Source organism: Actinokineospora diospyrosa (assembly GCF_024171925.1).
Lineage (GTDB): Bacteria > Actinomycetota > Actinomycetes > Mycobacteriales > Pseudonocardiaceae > Actinokineospora > Actinokineospora diospyrosa.
In genome coordinates this window covers 407,857-434,639 of sequence record NZ_JAMTCO010000009.1, presented here as the reverse complement: position 1 = coordinate 434,639, position 26,783 = coordinate 407,857, and the positions used below count along the sequence as shown (strand labels likewise).

Annotated in this window: 26 protein-coding genes and 1 pseudogene; 15 read left to right on the top strand and 12 right to left on the bottom strand. The window is 71.3% G+C overall.

The genetic code is table 11. From position 1 onward, the window contains the following. Positions 1-39 precede the first annotated feature (39 nt). Positions 40-1,035 (top strand): YdcF family protein, encoded by a 996-nt coding sequence (locus LV75_RS20100; protein ID WP_253888484.1) that lies wholly within the window; start codon positions 40-42, stop codon positions 1,033-1,035. 285 nt (positions 1,036-1,320) lie between these two features. Next, the gene (locus LV75_RS20095; RefSeq protein WP_253888483.1) at positions 1,321-2,094 is read left to right on the top strand and encodes a peptidase M10A; all 774 of its coding nucleotides are present in this window, start codon (positions 1,321-1,323) and stop codon (positions 2,092-2,094) included. Positions 2,095-2,288: 194 nt separating this feature from the next. On the opposite strand, the gene LV75_RS20090 is transcribed toward LV75_RS20095, so the two are convergent. Together LV75_RS20090 and LV75_RS20085 are read right to left on the bottom strand one after the other, a co-directional pair. After that, complete coding sequence (locus tag LV75_RS20090; protein ID WP_253888482.1) at positions 2,289-4,973, bottom strand: M48 family metalloprotease; 2,685 nt, start codon at positions 4,971-4,973, stop codon at positions 2,289-2,291. Beyond that, a complete protein-coding gene (locus tag LV75_RS20085; RefSeq protein ID WP_253888481.1) occupies positions 4,970-5,437 on the bottom strand; it encodes a hypothetical protein in 468 nt (155 codons plus the stop codon). The genes LV75_RS20090 and LV75_RS20085 overlap by 4 nt, the downstream gene beginning before the upstream one ends. A gap of 81 nt (positions 5,438-5,518) precedes the next feature. On the opposite strand from LV75_RS20085, the gene LV75_RS20080 reads away from it, so the two are divergent. Beyond that, complete coding sequence (locus LV75_RS20080) at positions 5,519-6,373, top strand: oxygenase MpaB family protein (protein ID WP_253888480.1); 855 nt, start codon at positions 5,519-5,521, stop codon at positions 6,371-6,373. Between the two features lie 129 nt (positions 6,374-6,502). Here LV75_RS20080 and LV75_RS20075 read toward each other — a convergent pair whose 3' ends face one another. After that, a complete protein-coding gene (locus LV75_RS20075; protein ID WP_253888479.1) occupies positions 6,503-7,306 on the bottom strand; it encodes a DUF1206 domain-containing protein in 804 nt (267 codons plus the stop codon). A 620-nt stretch (positions 7,307-7,926) separates the two neighbouring features. Here LV75_RS20075 and LV75_RS35040 point away from each other — a divergent pair. After that, complete coding sequence (locus LV75_RS35040; RefSeq protein ID WP_308211011.1) at positions 7,927-9,246, top strand: methyl-accepting chemotaxis protein; 1,320 nt, start codon at positions 7,927-7,929, stop codon at positions 9,244-9,246. A gap of 8 nt (positions 9,247-9,254) precedes the next feature. On the opposite strand, the gene LV75_RS20065 is transcribed toward LV75_RS35040, so the two are convergent. After that, complete coding sequence (locus LV75_RS20065; RefSeq protein WP_253888478.1) at positions 9,255-10,451, bottom strand: serine/threonine-protein kinase; 1,197 nt, start codon at positions 10,449-10,451, stop codon at positions 9,255-9,257. Positions 10,452-10,519: 68 nt separating this feature from the next. Here LV75_RS20065 and LV75_RS20060 point away from each other — a divergent pair, with 68 nt between their 5' ends. Together LV75_RS20060 and LV75_RS20055 are read left to right on the top strand one after the other, a co-directional pair. Further along, the gene (locus LV75_RS20060) at positions 10,520-10,951 is read left to right on the top strand and encodes a PPOX class F420-dependent oxidoreductase (protein ID WP_253888542.1); all 432 of its coding nucleotides are present in this window, start codon (positions 10,520-10,522) and stop codon (positions 10,949-10,951) included. 192 nt (positions 10,952-11,143) lie between these two features. After that, complete coding sequence (locus tag LV75_RS20055; RefSeq protein ID WP_253888477.1) at positions 11,144-11,482, top strand: hypothetical protein; 339 nt, start codon at positions 11,144-11,146, stop codon at positions 11,480-11,482. 804 nt (positions 11,483-12,286) lie between these two features. On the opposite strand, the gene LV75_RS36020 is transcribed toward LV75_RS20055, so the two are convergent. After that, entirely contained in the window at positions 12,287-12,814 is a 528-nt protein-coding gene (locus LV75_RS36020; RefSeq protein ID WP_486303607.1) for a hypothetical protein, read from the bottom strand. Positions 12,815-12,873: 59 nt separating this feature from the next. On the opposite strand from LV75_RS36020, the gene LV75_RS20045 reads away from it, so the two are divergent. Continuing rightward, the gene (locus LV75_RS20045; RefSeq protein ID WP_308211013.1) at positions 12,874-13,356 is read left to right on the top strand and encodes a tetratricopeptide repeat protein; all 483 of its coding nucleotides are present in this window, start codon (positions 12,874-12,876) and stop codon (positions 13,354-13,356) included. Between the two features lie 184 nt (positions 13,357-13,540). Here the strand turns inward: LV75_RS20045 and LV75_RS20040 are convergent, their stop codons facing one another. The 3 genes from LV75_RS20040 to LV75_RS20030 form a co-directional block, all read right to left on the bottom strand. Further along, a complete protein-coding gene (locus LV75_RS20040; RefSeq protein WP_253888476.1) occupies positions 13,541-14,221 on the bottom strand; it encodes a hypothetical protein in 681 nt (226 codons plus the stop codon). A gap of 9 nt (positions 14,222-14,230) precedes the next feature. Continuing rightward, entirely contained in the window at positions 14,231-14,890 is a 660-nt protein-coding gene (locus tag LV75_RS20035) for a papain-like cysteine protease family protein (protein ID WP_253888475.1), read from the bottom strand. A 222-nt stretch (positions 14,891-15,112) separates the two neighbouring features. After that, positions 15,113-17,149, bottom strand: a complete 2,037-nt coding sequence (locus LV75_RS20030; protein WP_253888474.1) for an NACHT domain-containing protein — start codon at positions 17,147-17,149, stop codon at positions 15,113-15,115. 129 nt (positions 17,150-17,278) lie between these two features. Between LV75_RS20030 and LV75_RS20025 the strand changes: the two genes are divergently transcribed. Genes LV75_RS20025 through LV75_RS20005 form a run of 5 tightly spaced genes read left to right on the top strand, consistent with a single transcriptional unit; the run spans position 17,279 to position 19,722 of the window. Next, positions 17,279-17,716: a YbaB/EbfC family nucleoid-associated protein gene (locus LV75_RS20025; RefSeq protein WP_253888473.1), complete on the top strand. Its 438-nt coding sequence runs from the start codon at positions 17,279-17,281 to the stop codon at positions 17,714-17,716. A gap of 4 nt (positions 17,717-17,720) precedes the next feature. Further along, positions 17,721-18,038, top strand: coding sequence for a type VII secretion target (locus tag LV75_RS20020; protein WP_253888472.1), 318 nt, complete (start codon positions 17,721-17,723; stop codon positions 18,036-18,038). Next, positions 18,025-18,726, top strand: a complete 702-nt coding sequence (locus LV75_RS20015) for a WXG100 family type VII secretion target (protein ID WP_253888471.1) — start codon at positions 18,025-18,027, stop codon at positions 18,724-18,726. Before LV75_RS20020 ends, LV75_RS20015 begins: the two co-directional genes overlap by 14 nt. 8 nt (positions 18,727-18,734) lie before the next feature. Then, positions 18,735-19,424 (top strand): EndoU domain-containing protein, encoded by a 690-nt coding sequence (locus LV75_RS35575; protein WP_253888470.1) that lies wholly within the window; start codon positions 18,735-18,737, stop codon positions 19,422-19,424. 7 nt (positions 19,425-19,431) lie between these two features. Further along, positions 19,432-19,722 carry a DNA alkylation repair protein gene (locus LV75_RS20005; RefSeq protein WP_253888469.1) on the top strand — a complete coding sequence of 97 codons (291 nt, stop codon included), beginning with the start codon at positions 19,432-19,434 and terminating at the stop codon, positions 19,720-19,722. 454 nt (positions 19,723-20,176) lie between these two features. Here the strand turns inward: LV75_RS20005 and LV75_RS20000 are convergent. The 3 genes and pseudogenes from LV75_RS20000 to LV75_RS19990 form a co-directional block, all read right to left on the bottom strand. Beyond that, positions 20,177-20,302 (bottom strand): annotated as a pseudogene (locus tag LV75_RS20000) (6-phosphogluconate dehydrogenase); the annotation flags it as partial. A gap of 95 nt (positions 20,303-20,397) precedes the next feature. Continuing rightward, positions 20,398-21,462, bottom strand: a complete 1,065-nt coding sequence (locus LV75_RS19995) for a DmpA family aminopeptidase (protein ID WP_253888468.1) — start codon at positions 21,460-21,462, stop codon at positions 20,398-20,400. Continuing rightward, positions 21,462-22,067: a TetR/AcrR family transcriptional regulator gene (locus LV75_RS19990; RefSeq protein WP_253888467.1), complete on the bottom strand. Its 606-nt coding sequence runs from the start codon at positions 22,065-22,067 to the stop codon at positions 21,462-21,464. The genes LV75_RS19995 and LV75_RS19990 overlap by 1 nt, the downstream gene beginning before the upstream one ends. Before the next feature lie 140 nt (positions 22,068-22,207). Between LV75_RS19990 and LV75_RS19985 the strand changes: the two genes are divergently transcribed. Continuing rightward, positions 22,208-23,620 carry an APC family permease gene (locus LV75_RS19985; RefSeq protein WP_253888466.1) on the top strand — a complete coding sequence of 471 codons (1,413 nt, stop codon included), beginning with the start codon at positions 22,208-22,210 and terminating at the stop codon, positions 23,618-23,620. A gap of 32 nt (positions 23,621-23,652) precedes the next feature. On the opposite strand, the gene LV75_RS19980 is transcribed toward LV75_RS19985, so the two are convergent. Then, positions 23,653-24,567, bottom strand: a complete 915-nt coding sequence (locus LV75_RS19980) for a DNA-3-methyladenine glycosylase family protein (protein ID WP_253888465.1) — start codon at positions 24,565-24,567, stop codon at positions 23,653-23,655. Positions 24,568-24,866: 299 nt separating this feature from the next. Here LV75_RS19980 and LV75_RS19975 point away from each other — a divergent pair, with 299 nt between their 5' ends. Both LV75_RS19975 and LV75_RS19970 read left to right on the top strand, forming a co-directional pair. Beyond that, entirely contained in the window at positions 24,867-25,670 is an 804-nt protein-coding gene (locus LV75_RS19975) for a hypothetical protein (protein WP_253888464.1), read from the top strand. Further along, entirely contained in the window at positions 25,667-26,773 is a 1,107-nt protein-coding gene (locus LV75_RS19970; RefSeq protein WP_253888463.1) for a hypothetical protein, read from the top strand. The genes LV75_RS19975 and LV75_RS19970 overlap by 4 nt, the downstream gene beginning before the upstream one ends. Positions 26,774-26,783 lie beyond the last annotated feature (10 nt).

Sequence of the window (26,783 nt, the reverse complement as noted above, 5' to 3'; positions counted from 1 at the left end):
CCCCGCCGCAGCAAGGGGTACGGGCGGCCACGGAGGATCATGGTCTTCGGAGTTCTGGCGCTTGTGGCCCTGCTGGTGTTCGGCTACCGGGTGTACCGCGAGCCGCGACGGCTGGGGAACGCGGTGTGGCTGGGGATCGCCGCGGTGTTCGGCGCGCTGTGGCTGCTGCTCGTGCTCGCCGACGTCCGGTCGCTGCGCGACGTCCTGGTCTGGGTCGCCGTCGTGGTCGGGTTGCTGGTCGTCCTGGTGCTGCCCCTGGCGCTCATCGCCAACGGGGTGGTGATGTGGCGCCGGGAAGGCCACCGCCTGGCGAACCTGTTGTCGCTGCTGGCCGGGGTCGGCGCGCTGGGCGTGGTCGGGGTGACCGTCCTCGCGCTGGCCCTCGGCGGGTCGCCCTGGTTGGTGGCGGCGGCGACCTCGGTGTCGCTGGTCGCCGGGTACCTCGCGTTCCTGTTCCTGGCGCTGGTCGCGTACTCGGCGATCTACAGCACGCTGGGCAAGCGGGTCGAGGCCGACGCGATCATCGTGCTGGGCGCGGGCCTGCGCGGGGACAAGGTGCCGCCGCTGCTGCGGGCCCGGCTGGACCGCGCGGTGCAGTGCCGGGAGCACGGCGCGGACGCGGTGGTCGTCGTCTCCGGTGGGCGGGGTGCGGACGAGCTGGTGTCCGAGGCGGAGGCGATGAGCGGGTACCTGCTCGAGCGGGGCGTGCCGTCGGACCGGGTCGTGCTGGAGGACCAGGCCACGACGACGGAGCAGAACCTCCTCTACAGCACCGCGCTGCTGACCGAGCAGGGGCACACGGGCAAGACGGTGGTGGTGACGAACAACTACCACGTGTTCCGGACCGCGGTGCTGTCTCGGCGCCTGCGGTTGCGGTTGACGGTGGTCGGGGCCCGGACGGCGTCCTATTTCGTGCCCAGCGCGTTCCTGCGGGAGTTCGTGGCCCTGCTGGTGTTCTACCGCAAGACCAACCTGGTGCTGCTGCTCGTTCTGGCTGGTGGGCCGCTGGTGCTGGCGGCGCTCGCCACGCGGTAGGGCTCGGGTGCGGCCCGCCGGTACCTGGCGGTCTCGTTTGTCCTGGCTTTGGCGGGGCTTTGGCCGGGTTGCTCACCTGTGTGGTGCCGGTCGTCACGGTGGGCCGTGGTCGGCGGCTGGTGGCCGCCTGTGTGGGGGACGTCGGATCGGTGGAGCCGCGTAGTTTCGGCAGCGCGCGGTGCCGGGTAAGCCGTGCACCCGAGTCGCACCCGTTGCCGCACCCGACCCGCTCCCGCCGGGCTCGAATCTTGTGTCAACCAGCCAAGACCGACCAGGGAGCACCGGATGCGCCGCTCGATCACCACTCTCGCCGCCACCACCCTGGCCGCCGCTACCGTCATCCTGGCCGGCCAGCCGGTCACCTCCCAGGCCACCGCCGACGACCAGGTCTACGTCGTCGCCGAGGCCTTCACCTACGACGAGGGTGACGCCGTCACCGCCGCCATCACCGCCGCTTCGGCCGCCACCGAGTGCACCGACACCACTTACGCCCTCAAGACCTGGAAGGTCGGCACGCTGAACTGGCTGTACAACGGTGCCGGCGTCCCCGCCAACATCGCCTCCACCGCACTGGGCGCCATCACCGCCTCCACCAACACCGTCGCCAAGGGCACCAACCGCTGCGGCCTCGCCAACCTCACCACCTCCACCTACACCTACGGCGGCACCACGACCCTCAAGCCGCAGGTCTCGGCCACCGCGACGTGCACCGGTAACGACAACAAGTCGGTGACCGGCTGGGGCACCCTCCCCACCAAGGTCCTCGCCTACACCTGCACCTACTACAACGCCAAGGGCGTCGTCATCGCCTCCGACACCCTCATCGACAACGTCGCCTACACCTGGTTCACCACCAAGCCCGCCAACTGCACCGGCCAGCAGTACGACCTCGAAACCACCCTCACCCACGAGCGCCTGCACACCGCCGGCCTCGGCCACGTCGACCAGACCAACAACGCCACCCAGACCATGACCCCCGCCAGCTCCCCCTGCGACACCTCCCGCCGCCTCCTCGGCGCAGGCGACTACGCCGGCCTCAAGGCCCTCGCCACCAAGTAAGGCCACAGCTAGTCCCCTCCCAGCTCCAGGGAGGGGACTTTTGTGTTTCACGGCCCCTTCAAGCGTCCTGTCAGGACCGTCTCTGGTGGAGGGACTTGGAGGTTTGCCGACCTGCCACCGTCCTGTCAGGACCGGTGATTCAGGAGTCGGGCCAATCCATCCAGCGAAACGGGCACTTCCGCTCCGACCAAGGTTCACAAGCTGGCGAGGAGGTGGGTTGTGAGGTCGTTGGGGATTCGGTCGACTGTGGCTAGGACGGTGGGTGGGGGTGGGAGGGCGAGGTAGGCCCAGAGGATGCTGATCTCGATGACGTTGTTGCCGGGGGTGGTGAAGTGGGTTTGGCCGATGGCGTGGCGGCGGATGGAGTTCTTGGTGCCGTAGGCGAGGTTGGCGAGGACGCGGGTTGGGTGCGGGGATGGGGGTGGGGTTCGGGCCATCATCCGGGCCCGGATGACGCCGTTGTCGAAGGTGGGGGTGGGGAAGGCGTAGCGGTCGCAGACGTGGATGGCTTCGTCGACGTTGGTGAGGACGTGGGGGTCGGTTTTGTAGGACGTGAGGTGGATCTGGACTTCGACGCCGTCTGGGATGCCTTCGATGGGGACGGTGAAGGTTCGGGTTTGGTCGGCGTTGTGGGGTGTGGCGGCCTCGGCCGCGTTGTTGCGTTGGATCGTTTCCTGGCAGGTCGACGGGATCGTGGCCGGGCCTGCGCTTCTTGGGGGCGTTGGCACCTCGACCGTCCCGGCTGGCAGGGTGGCGGCGGCCGCGGAGATGGCGGCGGTGACGTCGGTTGGGGTCAGGGGGCGGGTGGCGTTGGGGTTGGCGGCGGGTGGCGGTGGGGGGTCGTACTTGGTGGTGAAGGAGTAGTCGCCGTCGCTTCGGGCGAGGGTGATGGTGGACAACGAATCGGTGGTCATGAGGATGGCGAGCAACGAGGTGACCGCGAGCGTCGCGGCGGACCAAGCGAGCGGGGACGGGTTGAGGGAATGGCGGGCCGCGAGCACGAGTACGGGTACCGTCGCGAACACCGCGACCAGCAAGAGCCACGACGGCAGGCTGAGGGACGCCGTGAAGGCCGACCAGCCGTGGCCGCTGCCGGAGAGCCGGACGATCACGAACCAGAGCAGCCCCGCGACCACGGCGGCGGCTAGGCCAAGCAGGAGCGCGGACACCCAGGGCTCGCCGCGGTGGGTGAGCAGGACGAAGACCACGACCACCCAACCCGCGAGGGCACAGATCCACCACGCTTGGTAGGCCAGCACGACATCGGTGGCCTCGGACTGGTCCGGCTCGAACCGCAGCAGCCACAACAGCGCCGCGGCGACACCACCGCTGAGCGCGCCCGCCACCGCGATCCAGATCCCACCCGCGCGCCGCCACACCAGGGCGAGACCGACGATCAGAACCAGACCCGCGACCATCCACTTGGAACCGGCACCTTCGCCGACCACGAGCCGCCGCACCATGGCCGTCGTGTCGAACAGCACCGTGGCCGACAGCACGCCAGTGACCAGGGCGATGCCACTGCTCAGGACGAAGGCGACCGCGAGCGTGGCACCGACCCGGGCCGCGGCACCAGTCGCGCCCGCCAACCGGATCGCCACCGCTCGCGCCAAGACCGCGGCCGTCAACGCGACCAATCCCAACAACACGATGAACTCGACGACGGCCTCGGCGAGCACGACGGGCAACGACGGGGCCGCACCGGGGACCTGGATCTCGAACCCGCCCACCACACCGACCACCGCACCCGCCAGCGGCCCGATCCAGCCCGCCTCGCTCGCCCGGGCCCGTCGGGTCCACGCGGGGATCAGCACCGCGGCCCACAGGACGCACCCGAGCGCCAACGGCAGATCCGTGATCACCAAGGCGTCCGCGGTCGCCCCCGCGAACGCCCTGATCACGAAGTGGCAGACCTGGTAGAACAACATGGCCACCACGCCCGCGACAGCGCTGACGATTAAGCCGCCCTCCCACCGTTGTCCACCTGAGGTCGAGCGTTCGGCAACCGATGGGTGCACGGCGAACAGCGGCCGCTTCCGGGTGGTGCCAACCAAGACGGCGCGCACGGCTCGCGGGTCGCCGAGCACCTCCCCCGCGTACCGGTCGGCGGCCAACTCGCGGCGACGCAACAGTGCCGCCCGCAACGCCAAGACGGCCACTGCGGTCACCACCGACACGACCAAGTGCTCGCCGTAGAAGCTCCACACGGCGTCAGGATCTTCGAAGAGGGCGAGAACCGAGAACAGCAGAACGGGTAGGGGAAGCCAGCCCGTCCACCAGACCGCCGAGGCCCACAGGACATCGTTGGCGTGGACGTGGCCGAGTTCGTGGCTGGCGACGATCTCGAACTCGTTTGGGTCGACGTGCGCGTATGCCTCGGGCACCACGACCCAGGGGCGGGCGCCGGGGAGGCCGGTCGTGAACGCCTGGCGAATCCCCGACGCGCGAGCCGCCAGCACCAACCGCGGTCGCCGACGTCCGACAAGTCCTTGGCTCACGCACAAAGCATCGAAGCGCGCCTCGAGTTCGAAGGAGTTCGGCCCTCGCCGCGAGCGCCGCCGAACGGCGAGGCCGCCGAGCACCATCAGCAGCAACGCCGCGGCGGGCAGGGCCACGGCGCCCAACACCATCGTGGTTCCGAGTTCGACGTTGTAGTCGCGGCTGCAGTCGTCATAGGCGGCCCCATCCCGGACGGGGTTGACAATCAATGGTTCGGCCATCGAGATACCGTGTGCCGCACTGCAAGCCAACACGGTCCGCGTGTCACCGAGGTCGTTGGTCATGAACAACGCCTGCGCGGCACCGGCACCGTTGATCGCCAAGGCGAGGAACACCAACAGGTAGACCCACCACAGCCCGGCCCGGGGCACGGTGTTCACTGGTCGTCCAGGGATCGCAACAATGCCCGCTCCAACGCGTCTGCCAGCAACGTTGCCTCCGCCGAGGACAACCCGAGCACTTGGCCGTGAGCCAGACAGGCTTCGCGCATCGGGGCGACCTGAGCAGCGGTGATGCTGATCGTCGCGCTCGGGCGCACGCCGCGTTTGTTCTTGCGGCGCCACCACTTCCGGCGCTGCAACGCAGCGAACCCAGCAGCACCAAGGACTTGGGCGACCGTGCCGGTCAGCAGCGGGTAGATGAGCTCGGCCAGCACGGTTGGTTCGACGCCCGAACCAACGGCGCCGCCCAGCAAACGTGCGCGGCGGTCCCCGGCTTCCACGGCCTCGGTCACCGCCGCCAAGTAGTCGCTCTGGTCCGGCGCGACCTCGGCAACGATGTCCTTGGCGAGGTGGGAGAACGCAACGGTGATCGGGGCGGTTGAGCGTGCGAGTTCGTCAGCCACACCTGTTAGTCGTGCCCGCGGATCGCACCGTTGCGCCGGATACCCGTCTGGCGCATAGGCTGGCGGTCGGAGGTGGCCGTGATGGGTCTCGATCCCGTGTTCGGCCCGCTGCGGCGGGTGGCAGGCGCACGGCTGTTCGCCAGGGTGGCCGGACCCGACGGCCCGGCGAAGCGCGCGCGCATCCACGACACCCCGGGCGCCCGCTGGTTCGGCCCCGACCGGCCGATCCGGGTGGTGCACGGCGACGCGTCGATGTTCGTCGGCGGGCTGCGGGCGCTGCTGCTGCAGTCGCTGCACCCGTTGGCGATGGCCGCGGTGGCGGCGCACTCCGGTTACCGCGGCGACCCGTGGGGCCGGTTGCAGCGGACCAGCACGTTCCTGGCCACGACCACGTTCGGCACCGCGACCGACGCCCAGGCCGCCGTGGACCGGGTGCGCGGGATCCACGAGGCGGTGCGCGGCGCCACCGACCGCGGCGAGCCCTACCACGCCGCGGATCCGCACCTGCTGGCCTGGGTGCACGTCGCCGAGGTCGACAGCTTCCTGCGCGCCCACCAGCACTACGGCCAACACCCGCTCGACCGGGCCGGGTACGACGGCTACGTCGCCGACACGGCACGGGTGGCCGCCGCCCTCGGTGTCGTCGACCCGCCGCGCGACCAAGCCGAGCTCGCCGAGCGGCTGGCGTCCTTCCGGCCCGAGTTGCGCTCGACCCCGCAGGCCCGCGACGCCGCCCGGTTCTTGCTGCTCACCCCGCCGATCCCCTTGCCAGTGCGGGTCCCGTACGCCGTTCTCGCCGCCAACGCGCTGGCGACGTTGCCGCCGTGGGCGCGGTCGCAGTTGCGCGTGCCGCACGTGCCCGGGCTGGACGGACCGCTGGTGCGCGGCGCGGGCCGCTGCCTGGTCGGGTCGATCAGGTGGGCCCTCAGCGCCTAGGCACTGCCCGGTGGGCCTGGCGTGGGGTCGATCCGCTGCCTCGGTCGGCAGGTCGAGCCAGCCACCGATCGTGTCGCGCAGCCCGCGCCGCCCGGCAGTAGCGGCAACGTCAGCTCATCACCTGGCCGCCTAGCGGTGCGCCTTGGCGGCGGCGAAGCAGTACACGCCGAACGCGCCCAAGCCGAGCGCGATCGCGGCGAGCAGCACCACCCCGTACGGCTGGGCGGCCACCGTGTGCAGGGCCTTGTCCATGCCGCCCGAGCGCTCCGGGTCCGCGTGCACCGCGGCGAGACCGACCAGGACGCCGATCACGCCGTAAGCCAGCCCCTTGCCGATGTAGCCCGCGCGGCCGATGTGCTGGACGAACCCGCGTGAGCCGGTGGGCAGCTCCGACAGGTCGAGGTCGTGCTCGAAGGACCGCGTGACGCCCTTGCGCACGAGGACCGCCGCGAGCACCAGGACCGCCAGCGCGACCGCGCCGACCAGGACCTGCCCGAACGGCATCGCCAGCACCTCGGCCGTGAGCTCCTGCTGCTTGCCGGTGGAGTTCGTGCTGCCCGCGCCGCGGGCGAAGTCCAGCGCGCCGAGCCCGATGCCCACCGCGGTGATCCCCCGCGCGCCCGAACCGATCCGCTTCGCCAGCCGCTTGCGCGGTCGCGACTCGTGGGTGTGCCCGGCGACCCCCTCGGCGAACTGCCACAGCGCGAACAGGAACAGGCCGATGGTCAGCGCCCACAGCAGCACCGGGCCCGCCCCGGTCTCGGCGATCTCGGCGATGGCGCCCTTGGAGTCGGCCTGCTCACCGGTCTGCCCGATCACGACTTGTAGCGCCAGCCAGGCGATGAGGACGTGCACACCGCCGTAGAAGACCATGCCGACCCGGCCGGTCGTCTGGATGACCGGATGATTCCTGACCTGACTCGCGGTGCGCACAGGCGCTACATACCTCCCAAATGCCCGGTTGACACATCGCACCCGGGCGGCGTTGCGCCGAATGGTCGCGGCATCGACAGGTCACGGACGCCGCTCTGGATGGCTCGCGCTCGAAACGACCATTGAACACTGTGGACAGAGGGTTGCGGAGGCGTTGCGCGGTGGGTGCATCGACCGGCGGTCCTGCGCGGTGGCGGAAATCCCTTGCCGCGTATCCCGGCCACGGCATGCGCCAAGATCAATCTGATCGAAAGCCCCCAAATACACAGCTTACCGACGCGTCCCGACACAGCGGGAGGAGCGAGCAGCGACCTGTGGACAAGGGGGTGCGTTGTGGATGGCCTGGCTGGCCCCGGTGCACCACAAGATCATCTAAATCAAGCGGCCCCCGATGTACAGCCTACCGAGGGGGGCCGGTGGAGCGGCAGCAGCGAAGGGAGCCTGTGGGTGGGCGAGCCGGTTGTGGACAACTACCTCACAGCAAGATCAGCAGCAGCGGGCACGGCCGGGGTCAGCAGTACTCCGGACGAACCGCCAGGTCGGCGAGATGCAGCGTGCTTCACCCGGAGGCGCGGCGGGAAGAGCTCACGTGGGGGGTCTAGCTGCCGAAATGTGCCGTCGTGAGTTCATTGCGCCTGCCCCGCGGGGCTCAGCTGACCGCCGAGTCCTGGGCGGCCCGCCACCGGATCGTCACCGTCTTGCTCTGGCTGCACGTGCCCGCCTTGGCGGTGCTCGGGCTGCTCGGGCCGCGCCCCCTGTGGGAGGCGTGGGTGCTGCCGCTGGGGGTCGGGCTGTTCGCCGCGCTGGCCGCGCTGAGCTCCGTGCACAGGCACAAGGCGAACCTGACCAGCATCGGGCTCATCGCCAGCACGTTCGTGGCGATCGAGCTCTCGGGCGGCGAGATGGCCGCGCACATCCACCTCTACGCGATCCTGGCCTTCGTGGCGCTCTACCAGCAGTGGGAACCGCTGGTGATCGCCGTGGTCATCATCATCCTGCACCACGGGCTGCTCGGGATCGTCGCTCCGGAGGCGGTGTTCGGGATGTCGCACATGGACATGGGCGCCGGGATGCCGATGGCGGTGTCGATGTCGGTGGGTGAGGCCATGGTCATGGTGGCCGTGCACGCCGGGCTGGCGATCCTGGAGTCCATCGGGATCATCTCGTTCTGGCACTTCGCCGAGCTCACCGAGCGCGAGGCGCAGGAGCTGGCGGCGCGCACCCAGCGCGAGCGCGAGGACCTGCAGGCGGCCGAGGTCGAGGCCAAGGCGCGGGCCGCGGAGGTCGAGCAGCAGCGCGCGACCCGCATCGCCGAGCGCGGTGCCCGGCTCGCCAGCGACGCCGCCGCGATCGGGGTGGGGGCGCGGGCCGCGATCGACGCGGTCGCCGTGGTCGACGCCGAGCTCGCGACGCTGTCCACCGCGATCCAGGAGATCGCCCGGCGCGCCGTGGACGCCGCGGCCACCGCGGGTGAGGGGCAGAGCACCGCCCGGCACTCGGCGGGCCAGGTCACCAGGCTCGAGCAGTCGGTCGGCGAGATCGCCGACGTCAACGGCATGATCGCCGATCTCGCCGAGCAGACCAACCTGCTCTCGCTCAACGCGGCCATCGAGGCGGCCCGCGCTGGTGAGATGGGCAAGGGTTTCGCGGTCGTGGCGAACGAGGTGCGGGCGCTGGCCAACGCCACCTCGTCGTCGGTCGGCCGGGTCGAGGGCGTCATCAACACCATCGTCACCTCCACGGGTGAGGTCACCCGCAGTTTCGACTCCACGATCGCGGTCATCGACACCGTGCGTGACACCCAGTTGGACATCGCGAGCGCGGTGGAGCAGCAGTCTCAGGTCCTCACCGAGGTCACCGACCAGCTGTCGCGGGCCACGAAGGCCGCGCGCGAGGTGCTGGCCGGGCTCGACCAGCTCTCCGCGTCCGTCCTGGACTGACCGACGGGTCAGCCGTCCTTGTGCTTGGGCTTCTTGGCCGGTTTGTCCGCGCGATCGGGTAGCGGCGGCGGGGCGCTCGCGGGTGTGACCGCGGGGCGCTCGGCCGTGGTCGCCTGGTCGGCTGTAGTTGTCTGATCGGTCGTGGTCGCCTGGTCGGACGTGGGCGGTTGCTCGACCGCGGGCTCCTGGTCGGTCGTGAGCGGCCGCTCCGTCGTGGGCGCCTGCTCGGTGGGCGGTTGCCACGTGGCGTCCGTGGGCTGGGTGGTCGGGGTCGCGGTGGGGATGGGTGGGCCCGCGGGTGCCGCGGGCTGCCGCAGGGTCGTGTCGGCGGTGGACGCCCAGCAGATCGCCGCGACGACCACCACGGCCGAGGCCCCGACCAGCGGTGCCCACCGGCGGCGCGGTCGAACCGGGTCGGTGGGCGGGGCGGCGGCCAGCAGCTGGGCGCACTTGGCCGCGGTGGGCCGTCGGCGCGCGGGTAGGGCGGTCATCAGCAGCAGCAACCGGACGAGCTCGTCCGGTAGGTCCCGGGGTACCCGCGGCGGGCGGTGGAGGCGGGCGAGGGCCGTCTCCACGCCGCCGCCCTCGTACTCCCGGGTGCCGGTGAGGCACTCCAGCAGCACCAGGCCCAGCGCGTAGACGTCAGCGGGGAAGCCGACCTCGGCGCCGGTGACCTGCTCGGGCGCGAGGTAGGCCGCGGTGCCGGTCATCCGGTCGCTGCTGGTCAGCCGGGGTGAGTCGACCAGCCGGGCCAGCCCGAAGTCGGCCAGCACCGCCTCCCCCCGCCCGTCGAGCAGGATGTTGGACGGCTTCACGTCCCGGTGGACCACGCCGTGGCCGTGCACGTGGGCGAGCGCGGTCGCCAGCCGGGCGCCCAGCGCGCGGACCCGCTCGAGCGGCAGCGGGCCGTTCTCGATCTCCCGCCGCAGCGTGCTGCCCTCGACCAGGCGCAACACCAGGAACGGGTGCCCGTCGTGGACGCCGGAGTCGTGGATGGGCACGAGCGCGGGGTGCTCCAGCCCGGCGAGGATGCGCACCTCGGTCTCGAACCGCCGCACCTGCTCGTCGTCGGAGTCCGCGCGGAACACCTTGACCGCGACGGCGCGGCCCAGCCGCAGATCCGTGCCCAGGTAGACCCGCGCCACCCCGCCGACACCCAACACGCCGTCGAGGCGGTACCGCTCGGCCAGCACGCGTTCAGCCATCGGTCCAGCATGCCTTGTTGATCAAGTGCCGGGGAATAGCCCCCGCGCGCCCGGACTTGCTCACCTACATGACGACCACCCGGTTCGACCCCCGTGACCTGCTCGCCACCAGCAGGCTCGGCGTCCTGGCCACCATCAAGTCCGACGGCCGCCCGCAACTGTCCCCGGTCATGCCCTTCTACGACCCGGCGGCGGGGGTCATCCACGTGTCGATGACCGAGGGCCGGGCGAAGACGGTCAACCTCCGCCGCGACCCGCGGGCGACGCTGCAGGTCACCAGCGCGGACGGCTGGTCGTGGGCGACCGCGGAGGGGGTGGCGACCCTGGTCGGGCCGGGGACCGACCCCGGCGGCCCGGAGGTGGACGCCCTCGTGGCCTACTACCGGCTGGCGGCCGGGGAACACCCGGACTGGGCCGAATACCGCGCGGTCATGGTGTCCGACCGCCGGGTCCTGATGACGATGACGGTGGACCACGTGTACGGGGACAAGGTCAACTAGCCCGCCCCGCAACCCCGACCACGTCTCGATACACCCGCGCACGGCCAACGTTCTGGGTCGGGCCCGCCCCCAGGACCAGCGGCGGGTGACATCCGGCGAACGCGTCCGTGCGGGTGGTGGGCGTTCGATGTCCGGGACGGGTTGGTGATCGACTCGTAGTGTCAGGGCCCTCCAGGGCAGCGGAGGTGGGCGGTGGCGGTCGAGGGCCAGCACAGGGAGCACAGCGATGACGCGACCAAGGCGGCCGGACAGCCGCCGGGAGTCGCGGTCGAGGTGCGGAACGCGGTGATCGCCACGACCGTGGCGCACGCGGTACAGGCTCACACAATCGGGACCGTCGAGTTCCATACCCACCCCGCTCCGCCCGTCCCACCGCTGCCACGGCAGTTGCCCTCGGCACCCCGGGGGTTCGTCGGTCGCCTCGACCTCCTGGCCGAACTCGACCGCCGCGCCACACCCGATCGGGAGCGGGAGGCCGAGACGGTGGTGATCTCCGCGATCGGCGGCACCGGCGGCATCGGCAAGACCTGACTCGCCTTGGCCTGGGCCCACCGCAACCTCGCCCACTTCCCCGACGGGCAACTCGCCGTCGACCTGCGCGGTTTCAGCCCCGGCGAACCCCGCGACGCCGCCGACGTGCTGGGCGACTTCCTGGCCGCACTCGGCGTCGACCGCGACCACCACCCCGCGGACCTCGACGCCCGAGCCGCCCTGTACCGCACCCACACCACTGGCAAGCGGAAGCTCATCCTGCTCGACAACGCGGCCGCACCCGACCAGGTCGTCCCGCTCCTGCCCGGTGGCGACACCTGCACCGTCCTGATCACCAGCCGCGACCGGCTCCGCAGCCTCATCGCTCGCCACAGCGCCCATCCCGTTCGCGTCGACGTGCTCACCGACGACGAAGCCCGCACCCTGCTCGCGGCCGCTCTCGACGACAACACCCCCGAGTCCGAGCGGCTGATCACCGAGTTGGTCGGTCTGTGCGGTGGGCTCCCACTGGCACTCGGCTTGATCGCCGCGCGCATCCGCACCCATCCCGCTCTGCTCGGTGATCTGGTCACTGAACTGCGCGACTTCGGCCTGGGCGCCTTGGACTCCGCTGATCCCGACGCCAGCCTGCCCACCGTCCTGTCCTGGTCCCTGCACCACCTGACCGACGAGCAACGCACTCTGTTCGGGTTGCTGGGCATCGCCCCGGGCTTGGACACCACCCTGCCCGCCGTGGCCGCCCTCATGGCCCGATCGCCGGATCGCACCCGAGCGGCGCTGTCCGCCTTGGCGGAAGCGTCCCTGATCGAACACCGACCCCTCGGACGCTACGTGATGCACGATCTAGTCCGCGACTACGCCGCGACGACCGACCTGCCCGACGAACTGCGAGCACGGGCTACGGCGCGGGCAATGGACTTCTACCTGCACACCGCGCACACCGCTGACCGCCTCTTGGCCCCCTACCGCCCGCTGCTGCGACCGGATCCGCCGGTGGACGGTGTCCGCCCGCACGCGTTGCCCGACGCCGCGGCCGCGACGGCCTGGTTGGCGGCCGAGCAAGCGAACCTCCTCGCCACCCAGCGTGCCGCCGTCGCCCTCGGCCGCCACCACGTCGTCTGGTACCTCGCCTGGGCGTTGGACACCTTCCTCATCCGGCAGGGGGCGCGACGCGACGCGCTCGACGCGTGGCGAGCCGCGCTGGAGGCCGCCGCCCACCTGCCCGACCCCGCCGCCCGCATCCACACCCATCAGCTCCTCGGCCGCGTCTGCTCGCGGCTGAACCTGCACGAGGAGGCGACAGAACACCTGGACCAGGCCCTCGTCCTGGCCGTGCGCCAACACGACGCCGCTGAACAGGCGCACACGCACCAGGTGCTCGCGGCCGACTGGGGACGGCGGGGGGACAACCGGCGGCCTTGGACCACGCCGTGCGCGCCCTCGACCTCTACCGAACTCTCGACCAGTCGGATTGGGAGGCCGACGCGCTCAACGCGGTGGGCTGGTTCGCCGCGCGCCTGGGTGACTTCGACACCGCGCGCGAGCACTGCCAGGCCGCGCTCACCTCGCACCAGCACCACCACGACCACGACGGCGAAGCGGCCGCCCTGGACAGCCTGGGGTTCATCGCCCACAGCACCGGCGACGACAGGCGAGCCGTCGAGTACTACCACCGCTCGCTCACCCTGCTCCGGGCAGACGGCCAGAGCTACCAGATCGCAGGCACTCTCGACAACGTGGGCCACCCCCATGCCGCGCTCGGACAACACGCGCAGGCGCGCGAGGTTTGGCGGGAGGCACTGCGGTTGTACCGGGAACAGGGCCGTGACGCTGACGTGGAGCGGGTTCAGCGCCAGCTCGATCTCCTCGCGACCACGGTGGACATGTACCGTGGCGGCCCAGGCCCGACGTGACGTTGTTCTAAATGGTGGTGCATGTTCTCACCGGGACCACGCGGTACGCCGGGCACGCGGACATCCCGCGCGAACAGCCGGATGGCGCGTCGGGGTTGGACGTGGAGGCGATGGTGCGCCAGGGTTCCAGCGCAGGGGTTGGCCGAGATCGAGCCGGTTGCCCGCGCGTTCGACCCGGTGAGACCTATGCAGACCTCAAACGTCTAAAGAGGACGAAGGCAACCAAGAGAGCAGCGGCGGTGACGACGACAGGGGCCGTCCAGGATGACTCGGCGGGTGGGGGCTTGGGGGAAAGCGTTTCGCCGTAGCGGGTGCCGACCTGGGTCTGGTAGTCGGCGAGCGGGATCAGGGTGCCCACCGGGGATTGCGGCAGGCTGGCCTGGAGCAGGACGACGCCCGCGGGCTTGAGCTCGTACCAACCGTTGATCTGCGGTTCGTTGAGCAAGACCGAGCCGGGGGCCAGCCGCGCGCTGAGCACTTCCTCGTCGTTGCCGGAGAAGGCGCTGTCGACTCCCCAGGCGCCGGTGGGGTCTTGGCTGGCGCGCAGGGTCACCCGGTCGCCGGAGCCTGCGGTGGCGGTCACCGCGATGTACTGCAGGACACCGGCCGGGGCGCCGGGGACGCCGCGCACGAAGTCGGGGTTCAGGACGTAGGCGGGGATCCCGCGGTCGGCGATGCTGATGGTGGTCGGCTCGGTGCCGTGGACCTGCCGGAGGTTGGTCCGCGCCATGCTGATCGCGGCCGGGGTCCTGGCGGCGTCGAGCGCCGCGGTCAGGTCCGGCGGCGGGGGCACCGGGGCGCGCGCCGCGGCGGGCGTGGCGAGGAAGAGCGCCAAGACCAAGGCGAGCACCATCCGGCAGGCCACGACCACGTCCTACCCCGCCTTCGTGATGTTGACGATGGTGTCGCCCCAGCGGAACTGGCCGTTGCTGAGGTACCGGTTGTAGGACCAGGTCTGGTACCGCTGGTAGGTCGGCCACGGGTCACCGACCATGATGGTCTTGTTGGTCGAGTCGTAGCCGTAGATCACCTCGGCGTGCCCGCCGCCGGAGGTCCAGTAGATGCCGGTGAGGTGCGGGATGCCCGCGTCGATCTGCTTGGTGATCGAGGCGTAGCTGATCGTCCCGTTGGCGTCCTGGGCGCTGAACCCGGTGCCCCGGAAGCCGCGGACGATCTCGTAGATCTCGGCCGCCTCGTTGCGGCAGTACCCGCCGGACCCCTTGCCCGCCGCGCAGAACGACTGCTGCGACACGGTGGAGCCGAGGGTCCGCTCGATGCTGGACCCGGTCGCCGCCCAGCACCACTGGTCCTGTTGCTGCACCTGCTGGGTGTAGTTGAGCTTCTTCGCCGCGGCGGGGGCGCTGATGGCGGAACGGACGGGCGCGATCTCGCGGACCACGGCGTTGTCGGCGGACCCGATCAGCCCGTGCGGCGCGGTGAACCCGGTGGCGACCGCGTGCGACGGTGTCACCACGACGGCGAGCACCGCGGCCACCGCGCACGGCAGGCCGCGCCGGAGGAATGTTCGATTCACGAGTGTTCTCCTTGCAGGGGAAGGACTTCCGGTCCGCCGCGGCCGGACGGCGGACTCCCCCACCGTCGCGCGCCCACCCACCGGGGACAACGCCCGCCCGTTGCCAAGCGGCGGCCTGTGAGCGTTCACCGCCCGCCACCGGGCCGGGATCGCGCGCCGGACAACATTCCTGGCCCGTTCACCGCGTTGTGAACAGCACCGCCTGGTGAGTGAACCGGACAATCACCCGGCCAGGCACTCCTGGATGAGACGGTGCGGGAACAGGAAACCGCCGCCCGCGCGGCGGAGCAGGAGCCGGTCCGTGGCCTGGGCGAGGAAAGCGAGCAGTCGCCACGGGAGAACCCCTTGACGGGAAAGGGAAGTGCGGGTCGCGAGGTAGGCGATGTACGCGGCACCACCGGAGCGCAGCGCGATCAGGTTCCCGCAGACGATCCCCGCCAGCAGCCCACCGCCGTAGGCGTCCGGCGGGTTGATCAGCGCGGCCAGGCCCGCACCGAGCAGCAGACCGCAAACCGGGCCCAAGACCAGGCCCGCGAACAGGTTGGCGCGCGAGGCCCGCGTCGCGGCCATGGGACGCGAGGGGGCCTCAGACGGAGCGCCCGCGAGGCCGACGACCAACCCCGCGAGGAATCCTAGGGGCGCGCCGATCAGCACGGGGAGCGCGATGACGGTGATCAGCTGCTGCAGGGGCGAGATCCCGAGGAAGGGCAGCCCCCAGGACTCCCAGGCGCGCACCGGACCGTCGTCGATCGTGTCGCGGACGAAGCCGATCGCGGCGCCCAGCAACAGGATCCCGGTGAGTCCCCACGCCCCGGCCAGGAACTTCATGGTCATCTCGCGGGCGGGCGCCATGGCCCACCGGATCCGGGTGCTCAGCGCGCCGTGCGGGTCGTGGTTGAAGTACACGACGGCGGCGAAGATGGCGCTCATGACCAGGCCGCCGGACCAGCCGTCGTCGGCCATGGCGTCGGGCATCGCCACCGTGGCCAGGACGAGGAAGGTCGTGGCGGCGGTGAGGGTCGCCGCGCCGACGCGCACCGCTTGGCGGACGCGTCCCGGGTTCTCGGCGAGGCTGGCGATGAAGTCGGGGTAGAACACGCTGCCGGGCGCGGTGTTGCGGGCGAAGAGGGCGAGGTAGGCGCGGATCGCCTCGGCCCCGTACCGGCGCAGGCGCGACAACGGCGCCCGCGGCCGCGCCAGGAGCTCGGCGACGTAAGCGGCGAGGAGTTCCCGGCGCGCTTGCTCGGTGTCGCCGGTAGTCGGGAGCCGGACGTGGTCGACCGCGTGCAGGTTCGCGCCCACCGTGCTGAGCATCAGCGGGGTCGCCAGCAGCGCGCGGAACTCCGCGTCGTCGGCGAGGTGTTCGGGGGCCAGGTGTTCGGGGGCCAGGTGTTCGGTGTTGACATGCCGCAGGTACCGGCGCACCACCTCGTCCGGCAGTTCGCCGATCCGGGTCTGGCCGACGAGCCCGCTGGGACCGTCGAGCTCGTCGCGACTGGTCACCACGACCCCGGCGTGCGCGGCGTCGTTGGCGAACGCGGCGATCGCGGCCAAGCACCCGTCGCGCCGCGCGGGATCGACTTCGTCTAGACCATCGAGCAAAGGCACCAGCATGCCCTCGCGCAGCCACTGCGCCACGGCCTTGCGCGAGAGCCCGGCCCGCCCGTAGTGGGTCCGCGTCTGCTCGGCGATCCAGCCCTCCAGCGAACCGCCCGACCACGACGACAGGTGCAGCACCAGCGGCACCGGCTCCGTGACCGCCTCGGCGCGGGCCAGCAACGCCTCGGCCAACTCCAGGAGCAGCACCGTCTTACCGGACCCGGGACCGCCCAGGATGAGCAGCCGACCGTCGGCGTCGTCGTAGAGGTCGAGCACCGAGCGTCCCAGTTCGACCTCGCGCGGGCGCGAGGGCGGGGCGACGCCGAAGGTGTGCGGGGCCAGGCGCTGGTAGGACAGCGGGACGGTGAAGCGCGACACCGGGTCGACCGCTTCGCGCAGCAGCTGGTCGATCCAGAGCCGCCGGACCGCCTTGCGCAGGGCGGCGTGGCGGCGGGCGAGGGCGACCGACGGCGCGAACAGCGCGACCGGGCCCGCACCGCGCACCGCGGCGGCCACCCCGAGCGCGACGGCCACCGCGACGCTGCACCCGAAGGCGACCCACAACCACCCCGGCACGGCCCCCTCCGCGGTGACGAGGTTGGTGAGCACCCCGATCAGCGCGGCGACCAAGACCGTCAGCGCGGCCAACAATCCCCTCACGACCACCCCCGGCGAGACCCCTGCATGATCGAATTCGGCGCCCGTCCGTCGCACGTTACGGGCACCAACCACTTCGAACCATGAGATCCATTCACTACACTGCCCCGCAGTCGCCAGGTGAGGGGGAACATGGACGAGCGCGTACTCGACCCGGACGCCGCGCGGGAGCGGATGGCCGCGTGGAAGGGCCGCATCGACAAGCTGGCCGCCGATACGCAGGCCATGGGCGCGCGGCTGCGCGAGGTCCAGGCCACCGCGGCCGACCCGGGCGGGCTGGCCGAGGTCACTGTGGACTCGACCGGGTCGCTGGTGGGGCTGCGGTTGACCGACCGGATCCACAAGACGCCGCCGGACGCGGTGGCGCGGGCGATCCTGGCGACGCTGCGGGAGGCCAGGGGGCAGGTGGCCGACCAGTCGCGCGAGGTGATCGCGGAGACGATGGGCCCGGAGTCCGCTGCGGGCCGGGCGATCGCCGACAGCGTCGACCAGCACCTGCGCGCGCCCCAGGCGCCCGACGAGTACGGCGACGGCGACTTCGACCTGCAGACGCAGATGAAGAAGCGGTGAGCTGATGGGTGACGGATTCGCGGTCAACCCGGAGCAGATCCGCGCGCACGCGGCCAACGTGGAGGCGGTCCTGGCCCGGTTCGACGCGGTGAAGGCGGCCAGCACGCACATCGCGCAGGACGACCAGGCGTACGGGCTGCTGTGCGGGTGGATCTCCGGGCTGCTGGAGGGCAAGCACGCCAGGCAGGACGAGCTGATCGCCAAGGTCGCGGAGAACCTGCGGCTGGTGTCAGCGGCCCTGCGCGCCAACGCCGACGACTACGACGGCACTGAAGGGTCGAACGCGACGATGCTCGGGGGTGTCGGCGATGGCGGACGGTGACCTGATCGCACCGGTCCAGTCCAGCCGCGAGGTGTGGACCGGGTCCGGGTTGGCCGACAGCATCGAGGGCTTCGTCGACGCGTTGCGCAGCGAGGGCTGGGTGGACGACGCGCTCGCGGGCGCGACGCTGGGCGTCGAGGTCGCGGCGACGGTGATGGACCCGATCAGCGCCCTGCTGGCCAACGGGATCGGCTGGGCGATGGAGTACTTCGACCCGCTACGGGAGATGCTCGACGAGCTGACCGGCAAGCCGGACGTGGTGCGCGCGCACGCCGCGACCTGGAACAACATGGCGACCGAGCTGTACGCGATGTGCACTGACCTCGGTGAGCACCTCAACCAGGACACCCCGGACTGGGACGGCGCCGCCGCGGCCGCCTACCGGTCGCTGATGGTCAACAACGTCGACGCGCTCGGCGGGCTGGCGGCGATCTCGGCGGCGATGGCGGTGGCGACCGAGGGCGCGGGCGGGCTGGTGGAGTTCACCAGGGAGATCGTCCGGGACCTGATCGCCGACCTGGTGGCCCGGGTGATCGTGTGGGTCGCCGAGGCGGTGTTCGTGGTGACCATCCCGGTGATCGCGACGCAGATCGCGGCCGCGGTGGTCAAGTGGGCCGGGCGGATCCTGACCTACACGATGGCCCTGGTCACCAGCCTGACCAACCTCGACAAGCTCCTGAACAGCTAGGGCACCCGGTGCGACAACTATTAGCGGTCCTCGTCCTGCTCTGGTACCTCGCCCTGCACAAGCGGCCGCCCGGTGGTGGCGCCGACGCCCCGTCCGGCAAGCCCGACGGCCCCGGTTCGTCCCCGGACACCCCGAGCGGGCGGCCGTCGCAGCAGCACGGGTCGGTCGACGCGGGCGCGGGCATCACCAGTGCGCAGGACGCCACGGGCGCCATCGCCGACCAGGGCACCCCACCCGGCGGCGAGGGCCAGACCCCCGGCACGGCCGACCCGCAGACCCCGCCGCCGAACCAGTGGGACAGCGCCACCGGGCTGGACGACCCGCCGAGCCTGGCGAACATCAACCTCACCGCGATGCGCCTGATCCACATCCTCGACGGCGACTCCGACGGCGTCGGCGGCGGGCACGCCCCCGGGACCGGCATCCCCGGCAAGTCGGAGTTCCCGGAGCGCTGGGACTCCAGCGACCCGGCCGACCCCGGCCTCGACGACGTGGTCCGCGCGCACGTCGAGGACATCGCCCGCAACCCCGACCACCCGCCGTACCAGCAGGACAACGGCCGCTGGGTGGCCAGGGGCACCCGCGACGGCGTGGAGATCGAGGTCATCATCGACCCCGACGGCAGCATCCGCACCGCCTACCCGATCAGCGGCAACGGCGTGACCCGCAACGACGCCAACGGCGACCCCATCCCGTAGGAGCACCATGGACCTCGGCAAGCTGAACAACGACTCCCGCGCCCTCCTCGACGCCGTCGCCGACCGCCTCCCCCCGGAAACGGTCGCCGGCTACCGCAGGCTCAGCGACGCGGGCGAATGGGGCGAACTGGTCGACGGCCTGTGCGCCTCCCTCGTCCGCCGCAAAATCGTCCTGTCCGTCCCGGAGTACCAGCAGGTCGCCGAGTTGCTGGCCCTGTTCACCGGCCCCCGCGAGGGCTACACCTACCTCAGCGACCCCCAGGGCGTCCTGTCACGACTGGTGGTCGACCCGAACTAGCCCTCACCGCCGTGCACGCGGGCCTCTGTTGGCTTCCCGGCTCAGAGGCCCGGGTGCTGTACCAGCCCGCGACACCTTGTCGTGGCCACCGATGAGGCACCGGCTCGACTCTCGAGGAAAGGCCTCCCGTCGCGTCCACCCGCGACACTCATTCGCCCTCGCGAGCCCACACTCGCCTCTCCGAGCCCACGGTGCCCCTCGCCTACTTCTCACGAGCCACGTTTGCCCGTCGCAAACCACCCCTTACCGCCCGGGAACCCCCGTTCGCCCTTCGCGAACTTCCTGCTCCGCCCCGCCTCATCCCCGGCCGACCAAGATCAACACGCCGACGGGGGCCCGCCCACCCGGGGTTCGGGGTCCCACGTTTGAGAATAGCGGGTGGGGCGGCTTGTCAAGGGGGGGTTGGTCGGGCTGTGGATGGTGGAAGGGGTTGTGGACAAAGGGTTGTGAGGGGCGCCAACAGGTCCGCGTTGACCTTGTCATCGGTGTAGCGGGAGTTGCCGCCGTCGATGACCAGATCGCCCTCGTCGAGCACCTCGCCGAGCACGGCCACCGTCTGCCTGGTCGGTTCCCGAGCAGGACAGGTGGGCGGGCGTCGGAGGTGGGGCCAGTTGGGGCAGCGGATCGCTGCGGACGAAGGGAATGGCGTCTGCGGGAAGCTGGGTCCGAGTTGGGCTAGAACAGGTCGCGGAGGCGGTCGAGGGGGATGCCCGGGGAGCGGCGGCCGTGGCGGCCGGTTGTGGTTTTGGCGGCTACCAGGGCGTTGAGGACGGCTTCCTCGACCGCTTGCACGACGGCGGTGAAGAAGTCGTCCATGCGGTTCCAGGGGATGTGGCGCAGGGTGTCGAAGCCCGGCTCCCCGGTGGGGAACTCCGAGGGGGTCATGGCGTTGCCGGTGGAGAAGGCCAGGAAGATGTCGCCGGAGAAGTGGGAGCCGGTGGTGCCGGTGCGGGCCAGGCCGAGGGGCACGCGGCGGGCGAGGGCGGTGCACTGGCCGGGCAGCAGGGGGGCGTCGGTGGCGATGATGACGATGACCGACCCGGCGCCGGGTGGGATGTGCCAGTCGGTGTCCTGCATGGGGTTGTCGTCGGCGAAGCGCTCGCCAAGGGGGGTGCCGCAGATGGTGAGTTCGTGGCGGGAGCCGAAGTTGGCCTGCACGAAGGCGCCGACGGTGAACGCGTCCGCGCCGTAGGGGACCACTCGGGACGCGGTGCCGCTGCCGCCCTTGAAGGCGTAGCAGTTCATCCCGGTGCCGCCGCCGACCGAGCCCTCGGCGACCGGGCCGCCGGTCGCGGCGTCGATGGCGGCGATGGCGTGGGCGGGCTGGACGTGCGGGCCGTTGATGTCGTTGAGGTAGCCGTCCCAGGTCTCGGCGACGACGGGGAGCAGCCACTGCTCGGCGACGGCGGGGTGCTCGCGGGCGACCCAGTCGATCACACCGCGGTGGCACGGGCCGATGGCGTGGGTGTTGGTGATCAGGATCGGCAGCCGCACCGACCCGATCTCGTCGACCAGCGCCGAGCCGGTCATCTCGCCGTTGCCGTTCAACGAGAACCGGCCCGCCGCGCACGGGATGTGGATGTCGGCGCGGCCGCGCGGCAGGATCGCGGTGACCCCGGTGCGCACCGACTCGCCCTCGACCAGCGTCGTGTAGCCGACCTCGACCCCCGGCACGTCGGTGATGGCGTTGTGCGGGCCGGTGGTCCCGGACAGGGGAAGGCCGAGGTCGCGGGCTCGCATCAGGACTCCAGTTCGCAGCGGGTGGCGTCGGCGGCGTGGGCGATGAGGATCGCTTCGGCCTGGGGCGTGGTGAAGGTGGGCACGGCCTGGGTGATGTGCAGCCCGAGCCCGTCCTCCAGGGCGACCAGGCCGCGGGCGATGGTGGTGGCGTCGCGGGTCAGGTCGAACTCCCCGGTGGCGGAGCCGGTCTCCAGGATCGCGGTGTAGAGGGCGACCTGCCGCTCGCACAGCCGGATGTGCTGGGCCGCGTACGCGGGGTCGCGGCGGGCGTAGGCGCCGAGTTCGTAGATCAGGATGCACAGCTCGTCGTCCTTGCCGGTGGGCAACCCGGCGCGGATGGTCCTGATGAGCTTGCGCCGCGGGTCGGGCTCGTCGCGGATGGCCTCCTCGCGGTCCACGCAGAACCGCTCCACCGCCTCGCGCTGCACCTCGAAGAGCAGTTCGGCCAGCGACGGGAAGTAGTACAGGACCGACCCGGTGGACATGGCGGCCTTGTCGGCGACGTCGCGCAACCGCAGGTCGAGCACGCCCCGGTCGAGGACGGCCTGGCGCGCGGCGGTGATCAGCTCGGCCCGCTTGTGGTGGGCCCTGCTCGGTCTCGGCATGCCGGTGATTCTTCAACCGAGTGTCAAAGAACGCAAGTGTGGCCCAGGTCGTAACACAGCCGTTTCGCGACCTGGTATTGACGGGAGCCTCGCCGAGTTCTTTGATGTCGAGTCAAAGAACTGCGTCCGAGGAGACCGCCATGTCGGATCCGTCGTCACCGTCCACACCGGCCCTGCGCCGGGGCTTGAAAGTGCTCGGCACCCTGCTCATCACGCTGTCGGCCATCTCCCCCGCGTCCTCGGTGTTCATCATCGCGCCCGGCGTGGTCGGGCAGGCGGGCAGCGGCGCGTTCTGGAGCTTCGTGATCGCCGCCGTCGTCGGGGTGTTCATGGCGTTCGTCTACGCGGAGCTGGCCTCGGCGTACCCGCTCAGCGGCGGCGAGTACGCGATCGTCGCGCGCACCCTGGGCAGGCTGCCCGGCTTCGTGACCCTCGGCCTGCTGATGGTCACCCAACTGCTGATCATCGCGGTGATCGCGCTCGGCGTCGGCACCTACCTCGAGGTGCTGATCCCGGGCCTGTCCGGACCGGTCGTCGCGGCGGTGACGACGGCGGGCGCGACGGTGCTCGCGGTGTTCGACATCAAGCTCAACGCCTGGATCACCGGCATCTTCCTGGCCATCGAGATGGTGGCGCTGGTCGTGGTGAGCGCGCTCGGGTTCCTCGACCCGGCCCGCCCGCTGAGCGAGCTGCTGAGCGCGCCGGTCGCGGCCGCCGACGGCGTCGTGGGCCCCGCCTCGGCCGGGCTGATCGTGGGCGCGGCGGCGGTGGCGATCTTCTCCTACAACGGCTACGGGTCGGCGGTGTACTTCGGCGAGGAGACCACCAACGCGCACCGGGGCATCGCCAAGACCATCCTGTGGGCCTTGGTGATCACCGTCATCGCCGAGCTGGTGCCGGTCACGGCGGTGCTGCTGGGCGCGCCGTCGCTGCCGGAGCTGTTCGCCTCGGACAACATGATGAGCTACTTCGTCAACGCCCAGGCCGGGTCCACGGTCAACACGGTGATCAGCCTCGCGGTGGCGCTGGCGATCCTCAACGCGGTGCTGGCGATCATCCTGATCACCTCGCGGATGGTGTTCAGCACCGGCCGCGACGCCGCGTGGCCCGGGTCGCTGAGCCGCTCGCTGGCCGCGATCCACCCGCGCACCGGCACGCCGTGGATCGCCACGGTGGTCACCGGTGTGCTCGCGACCGCGCTGTGCTTCGCGGACAAGGACTTCCTGCTCGTGGTGACCGCGACGTCCATCGTGGCGGTGTACGGGGCGCTGTGCCTGGCGGCGATCAACGGGCGCCGCAACGGGTCGACCGCGCACGCGGCGTACCGGATGCCGTGGTTCCCGGTCGCGCCGGTGCTGGCGCTGGCCGCGTTGCTCTACGTCGTCTACCAGAACGCGCTGGACCCGGTCATCGGCCGCCCGAGCCTGTTGATCACGCTCGGCATCGGTGTGGTGTCGGCGTTGTACTACCTGCTGGTGCTGCGCAGGCGCGGCCAGTGGGTGCTGCGCGGTCCCGAGGACGAGGCGTCGGTGGCCGACCCCGCCCTCCGGTGAGCACCCCGCGGTGGCTGACCGGGCCGCGCCGGTCAGCCACCGACGCGTAAGTAGTGGCCCCAGTAGGCCTGCCAGGGACCGTAGTGCGCGGCGAGGGCGGCGAACTCGGACTCGCTGATCGAGTGGCCATAGACCTTGCTCGCCGCGCGCAGGCCCTCCCGGTCTGCGGGCATGTGGTCCATCCGGCCGAGACCGCGGATCAGCAGGAAGGTGGCCGACCAGGGACCGATGCCCGCGAGGGTGAGCAGCCGCTCGCGGACCTGCTCGTACGGGTCGGTGCGCAGCGCCCGCTGGTCCATTTCGGACCACTGGCGCAGCGCCCGGTGCAGGTAACCCGCTTTTCTCGTGTTGCCGACCAGTTCCGCGAGCCGCTGCCCGGTCAGGGTGAGCAACTGGTCGAGGTCGGGGAAAGCGTGCAGGACGTGGCCGTCGAGGGCCATGCCGTTGTCGAACTCCGCCGTGAGGGCGTGCTTGGCGGCGCGCGCGGTCGACAGCGGCACGCGCTGGCTCAGGATCGCCCAGCACAGCAGCTCCAGCGGCGACGGGAACTTGACCTGGTGGTACCCGTGCAACCGCGCGACGACCACCCCGAACGGCCGGTCCCGCTCGGCGAGCGCGTAGAACTCGGCCAGGTCGTCGTCCAGTCCCAGGTGGAACCCCACCTGATCCCCGACGGCGGCGGCCGTCTCCGCGTCGACCGGCCGCGTTGACTCCACAACGCACTCCAGCCCCACGCGCTCCAGCCCCACGCGCTCCAGCCCGGCGCCCGCGGGGGACAACCGGACCCCGACGAGCTGCCCGTTGACGCGTAACACCTTGGTCAGCGCGCTGCCACCACCGGCCTGCTCCCCCACCATCGCCGGGAAACCCCGCAGGAAGCGCAGGGTGGCACCGAAGTCGAACGGCGGGGTGGCGGGCAGGAACATGTGGACGGTGGTGTCGGTCATGGCGGTCTCCTCGGCCGGGGCACCGCTGAGCCTCGCACGGGGCACCGACAATCCCGGGGCACGGCGGCCCGGCCACCCGATCGTGCGACCCGGCTGCCCCCCGACAATCAGCGGTCCACCCCGCCGTCAAATCCGAGTCAATTTCGCCCGAAAAGCGACCCGCGGCCCATTGTCAGTGTCAACCAGACAAATGATGGACAACCGAACCCCATTGTTTGACCGCGCTCGCTAAGGTGGACGACTGGCGCCCGGGTGTGCACAGAACCCGAGGCCATGCCGCCGAACGGGGAGGACGGGGAATGTCGGAACAGCCGGGAATAGCGCGGGACGACGGCGACGAGGTGTACCTGCGGGAGCGGCTGCGGCACGAGCCGACCGATTTGCTGCTCGCCGACACCGTCACCAGCGACATCATCGGCGCGGTGTGGCGCAGGTCGATCAAACTCGGCCTCGGCACCTTCCTCGCGTTCCTGGCCTTCCAGGTCGTCAACGGCCAGTTCTTCGGCTCGTCGTTCTCGCGCCGAAGCGACGACGGGTCCACGTTCCTCATCGTCGGACTCGTCCTCGGCGTGCTCGTCTTCGCCACCACCTGGCTGGTGTTCCTCAACAGCGAGCGGCAGGAGGCGATCAGCGAGTGGTACACGCTGCTGCCCGGCAAGTCGGCCGCGGCGGACTCGGTCTACAGCCACGTCGCGGGCGCCCTGCGCGACCGGCAGATGCCGGTGACCAACTACGTCGCGGCGCGCACACCCACCGCCTACGGGGCGACGGGCAACACGCTGGTGCTCGTCGACGGCCAGCACTACGTGTACGTGTCGGTGTTCAGCTACGGCACCAGCCTCTACCTGGGCTGGGCGATGTGGCGGATCCGCAAGGGCAGTGCCCTGATCAGGACGGCCCGGGTCACCGACGCGAACTCGGTCTCGATGGTGCTCGGCCTCGAGCGGCTCAAGGCGATGCGCGAGGCCGTGCACGCCGTGTGCCGGGAGGCGCTGCACACCGCGATCGAGGGGACGACCGTGTCCCAGGAGTACGGGTTCCCGGCGGGGTTGCCCGCCCTCGAGAGCCTGCCGTTCGGGAACGCCCCGCAGGCGGGCCGATGACCGGGATCGCCGTCACCCAGGGGGTGGACCGGTGGTGGGCGTGGGCCGCGAGCCGGGTCCGGGCCGCGACCGCGCAGACGGCCCCGCCGACCGCGCCGCCGCACCTGGCGGGAGTGCACAACCAGCAGAGCGGTCCAGCGCAGACGGTCGTGCAGACCGGGCAACTGCTCGGCGGGGTGCACATCCACCACGGCGAGGCGACCGCACCGGACAACTCGGCCTGGTTGCGGGCCAGTTGGTCAGTGCTGGGCACCGCGCCGATGGAGGTGCGCTACCTGAACCGCCCCGGCGAAGGGCGGCTGGACTGCTACCTGCTGACCCGGGCCGAGGGCCGTACCCGCGCCGAGGCCGAGCAGCGGGCCGCCACCGTGCGCGACCACCTCGGCGACATCCCCGGAACCGCGACGACCGGGGTCACCGAAGACGTGGAGATCCACGACGTCCTCAGACCGTTCCCGCCGCCGGGCGATGTCGTCGAACTGCGCAAGCGCCTCACCGCGCGGCGGAGCAGCCGTGACGACGCCCAGCACCCGTGGCTGACGACGGTCAGCCCGTTGCGGCACCAGCGCAACTCCTGGGAGCCGCTGTGGTCCGCGCTCGCCGCCCAGCCCTCGCGCGTGCTGCTCTCGATCGGCCTCGCCCCGTACGCGGTCGGTCCCGGGCTCAAGGCGCACCTCGGCGCCCGTGCCGCCGAGTTGGCCAAGCTCGCCGCGCCCGGTCCACCGACGACCGCCGTCTGGGGAGGTGCGAGGCAGCCGGATCCCTTCGCGCCCATCGCCCGGGACGCGATCCTGGATGCCGCGCACCGGTACACCGACCGCGCGTTCGTCGTCCGCATCTCCCTTGCCGGAGCGGGTCCGGTGCCCGGTGTCCTCGCCGAGTTGGCGGCGACCACCATCTCACCGGCGAGCGCCCCGGCAGTAGTGCGGCCGACTCCGGAAGACTTGCCTGTGGCGTGGAACAACCTCGCCACACTGAACTTCGCCTCGCTGTCCGCCTATAGGCAGGGAATGCCCGCCGAGGCGCTGCAGGGCCTGGACCAAACCTTGGCCTCGATCGTCGACATGGACGAAGCCGCTGCGGTGTTCCGGCTTCCCCACTAGGCCGCACATG